Source organism: Thermogemmatispora sp. (assembly GCF_019683755.1).
In the GTDB taxonomy this organism is placed as follows: Bacteria; Chloroflexota; Ktedonobacteria; order Ktedonobacterales; family Ktedonobacteraceae; genus Thermogemmatispora.
This window is the reverse complement of sequence record NZ_JADGHT010000420.1, coordinates 1-3,551: the sequence shown is the minus strand read 5'-3', so window position 1 is coordinate 3,551 and position 3,551 is coordinate 1. Positions and strand designations below refer to the sequence as shown.

Below are 3,551 nucleotides of genomic sequence, written 5' to 3'. Positions count from 1 at the left end.
ATCATAGACAGGTAGTATTAGGAGAGCTTACGCTAGGCCGGCTAAGCCGGCAGGCGCTGAAGCAAGGGAATGCTTGGAAGAAAGGAGAGAAGAAAGTGGGAGCGGGAAGGCCAATCTTCTGGAAAACTGGTTGGCTGTTGAGCTTAGCAGCGACGGGCCTGCCCGTTTGGTTCCTGGCTGGCGGCTGGCCGGACAAGTGGTGAGGGGTGGGGATGCTTCTCCTAAGCATGCTTGTCCGCCGAGGTCCTCAAGGTCCTCGTGATCTTGACCTGGCATCATTGCCTTGTTCTTTCTATTGAGATATGTTACACTGTTGGGCGTTGGAGAATTCCTGAATAGGAAGACAATTATTTTGCTCGATCAGGAGTGTACATTTTTATGAGCCATCAGGCTGACGAACAGTGGGAGCTGTTCGCAGAGTTAGAGCAACTGAGCAAAGGATTGGAAGCGTGCACGAGCGGGGTGGTGCAACTATCACAGTCATCATCGTCCCATGAGGAGCGGGGGGCGATAACGATTCGCCCTGATCCTGGTCGCGAGCGTAGGAAGGGAGCGCCGGAGGTCGTCCTGGCTGAGACCAAGGAGACGGCGCAAGTGATCGCGATGGCTCAGGCGTTACTGGCTGGCTCAGGGCGAGCGATCATCAGCCGCATGCGCTCAGAGACAAAGGAAGCACTCCTGGACGTCTTTCATGACTATACCATTCGTCTGCGCGAAGCCGCCAGAGCGATGGTCATCTCCAGGCCCGATTTTGTGCGTCCCGACACCGGGGGGCACGTCGGTATCATCACGGCGGGCACTTCCGATGTCCCTGTAGCGGAGGAGGCGGCCCTCATTGCCGAGGAAATGGGCTGCCGCGTGACCTGTATCTATGACGTGGGGGTGGCAGGGCTACACCGTCTGATTGGTCCTTTGCGTGACCTGCTCTCGAACGACGTAGATGCGATCGTGGTGGCCGCTGGCATGGATGGGGCGCTCCCTTCGGTCGTGGCAGGACTGGTTCCTGTCCCTGTCATTGGCTTGCCCACTTCGGTTGGCTATGGCCTGGGTGGCAAGGGCTTGGCCGCCCTCCTGTCAATGCTGCAGACGTGTGCGCCCGGCCTTGCCGTCGTCAATATCGATAACGGTGTTGGCGCAGGCATTACCGCGGCTCTGATCGCCAACCGCGTGGCTCAGGCTCGCAAGCATCCCTTGCGCTAGCTAGAAGGCTGCGAGATTTCTGTCTCTCTCTAGCTGGGAGCAGAGACTGTCTCGCCGCGTTGTTGGGTAAACGTGGAGTTTGAGTGAAAGAGAGGCGGGACTTTCTATGGCGAACAATAAGCGCGGACCGGAACCCGGATCGCAGAAGGCCAAGCATGGCGGTCAGGCTGTGCGTGAGAAGTATGGCACTGAGTTCTATGCCAGAATTGGCAAGAAGGGAGGCGAAGCAGTCAAGCAGAAACACGGCCCGCAGTTCTATTCTGAGATCGGTAAGAAGGGCGGCGAGTCGACAAAACGTCAGCAAGGCTCGGCTTTCTATTCGCGCATTGGCAAGAAGGGGGGCGAGCGGGGGCGTGCTGCTGGAGCCGCTAACTCCCCTACCACCCCGGCTGAGGCGTCGGAGGAGGGCAATGCCGATGTCGAGAGCAGCTAATGGCTACCTTACCTGACTGAGCGCCCAAGAGATGCAGTGGCTGAATCTCTGGCAAGCGCCTATCAATCACTACCTGGTCCACTGCTCTTGCGTGCTGGATTGAGTCGGACGTGAAGTGGCTAGTGATGGCTACTACCGCTCGACAATGAAGTGAATGAAAGCCCTACGGCGGGAAAGCTGTGGGGAAGGAAAAGCTGTCCAGCGAGGAGGCTGAACAGCGAGGCGGGGAGACTGGCCACGTTGGTTGTGGTCAGCTCCCCTTGGATGATCTGCATCAGAGCGCATTGTTTGCGGGAGGTAGACGGCTAGTAGAATGGATGAGCTTGGATTGACCTGCTCCCACCGGCTGGCTTCCTTAGACGGATACCTACTTACTGATCAAAGACAACTATCTTTTCGCTCGCCCTCGCTGCCGCCATAGGCATGGCGCTGCTCACAAGACAAGACAAGACAAGACAGGCAGACTGTTCATCCTGCTGGTGATCGCTCCATCCTCCTCTCTCTAGCGACGACGCAAAAAAGGAGGTGCACTAATCTCCTTCTCCTGCTCAAGCCGTTCCTGATAGCGGCGCGCCAAGCTGCGTAAGCCGCGCAGATCTTCCAGGCTACGCTGTGGGCGTGGCAGCGCGGGTGGACGCAGGGACGACGGAGGCGCTGCTGGAGCGGCTGGTGCTCCCTGAGAGAGTGAAGGGCGTGGCGTCAAAGGTGGCATAGGTACCATCTGATGAGCCGCCCGTACCGGTTCTGGCGTGCCTGCGCCGTTGGCTGCCTGGCTAGCCTGGGCCGGAGCCTGAAGCTGGGCTGGATGTGGTACCCCTGAGATTAGCGCCGGTGTTTGGGCCCTCAAAGGCTCCTCCATCCCTGCGGCGATTAGGGTTACACGCAGGGTATCCTGCAGCGTTGGATCGATGACTGCCCCAAATGTGATATCCGCGGCCTCGTCGACGACGCTCCGAATGCATTCTGCTACCTCATTCACTTCAAAGAGCGTCAGATCCTCTCCGCCGCTAATATTGAACAATACTCGATGAGCCCCCTTGATAGTCACATTTAGGAATCCGCCGGCAATTGCCTCCTGGGCAGCCTGCTGAGCGCGATTGCGGCCTTTCCCCTCGCCGATGCTCATCAAAGCGCTGCCAGCACCGCGCAGCACATTGCGCACATCGGCAAAATCAACGTTGACCAACCCGGGTACATTAATGACCTCAGCGATCCCCTGCACCCCCTGGCGCAGTACATCATCAGCGACCTTAAAGGCTTCCGCCAGGCTGCGGTCTCGTGTACTCGACATCAGCAAGCGGTCGTTAGGAACAGTGATCAGAGCGTCGACCTCCTTGCTCAGCTCGGCCAGGCCCTCCTGAGCCACGCGGCGACGCCGCGCGCCTTCAAAGCTGAAAGGGAGTGTCACAATACCAATCGTCAAGGCTCCCAACTTGCGGGCAATCGAGGCCACCACTGGTGCGGCTCCTGTACCGGTACCACCTCCTAGGCCGGCAGCAATAAAGACTAAATCGGCATCCTTGAGCGCGGCGCGAATCTCCGCAGCGCTCTCCGTTGCTGCGCGCATTCCCACAGCCGCGTTACCGCCCGCTCCCAAGCCCTTGGTATAATGGTAGCCTAAGCTAATCCGCAGCGGGGCCTGTGAGAGCTCCAGCACCTGTGCATCCGTATTCATGGCGATGAAGCGCACGCCCCTGACGTTCATATCAATCATGCGATTCACCGCATTTGTCCCTCCGCCGCCCACGCCAGCCACCACAATATCAACATGGCGCGGCTCATCGCAGCGCTCCTCAGTGGGCGTCTGAGTGGCGATAAGCTCCTCTTCCGTATCCCGCTGCTCCCAGCCGGCCAGGGTGTGCTCCTCCCGCATATCCTCTCCCACCTCTACCTCATGTCGGAGTACGGCCCAGCGGTT

At 58.9% G+C, this 3,551-nt stretch carries 3 protein-coding genes; 2 read left to right on the top strand and 1 reads right to left on the bottom strand.

Features of this window, described 5'->3' with window-relative positions; all coding sequences use genetic code 11:
• The first annotated feature begins 378 nt into the window (after positions 1 to 378).
• Together larB and IRZ24_RS18210 are read left to right on the top strand one after the other, a co-directional pair.
• Positions 379 to 1,200 (top strand): nickel pincer cofactor biosynthesis protein LarB, encoded by an 822-nt coding sequence (gene larB, locus IRZ24_RS18215; RefSeq protein ID WP_297167462.1) that lies wholly within the window; start codon positions 379 to 381, stop codon positions 1,198 to 1,200.
• Between the two features lie 106 nt (positions 1,201 to 1,306).
• The gene (locus IRZ24_RS18210) at positions 1,307 to 1,633 is read left to right on the top strand and encodes a KGG domain-containing protein (RefSeq protein WP_297167459.1); all 327 of its coding nucleotides are present in this window, start codon (positions 1,307 to 1,309) and stop codon (positions 1,631 to 1,633) included.
• 502 nt (positions 1,634 to 2,135) lie between these two features.
• Here the strand turns inward: IRZ24_RS18210 and ftsZ are convergent.
• On the bottom strand, positions 2,136 to 3,551 hold a 1,416-nt coding region (ftsZ, locus tag IRZ24_RS18205), incomplete at its 5' end, for a cell division protein FtsZ (protein WP_297167456.1).

Bases quoted from the DNA above. Each gene is read 5' to 3' on its own strand.
- IRZ24_RS18210 (WP_297167459.1), top strand. From the start codon at position 1,307: ATGGCGAACAATAAGCGCGGACCGGAACCCGGATCGCAGAAGGCCAAG.
- larB (WP_297167462.1), top strand. From the start codon at position 379: ATGAGCCATCAGGCTGACGAACAGTGGGAGCTGTTCGCAGAGTTAGAG.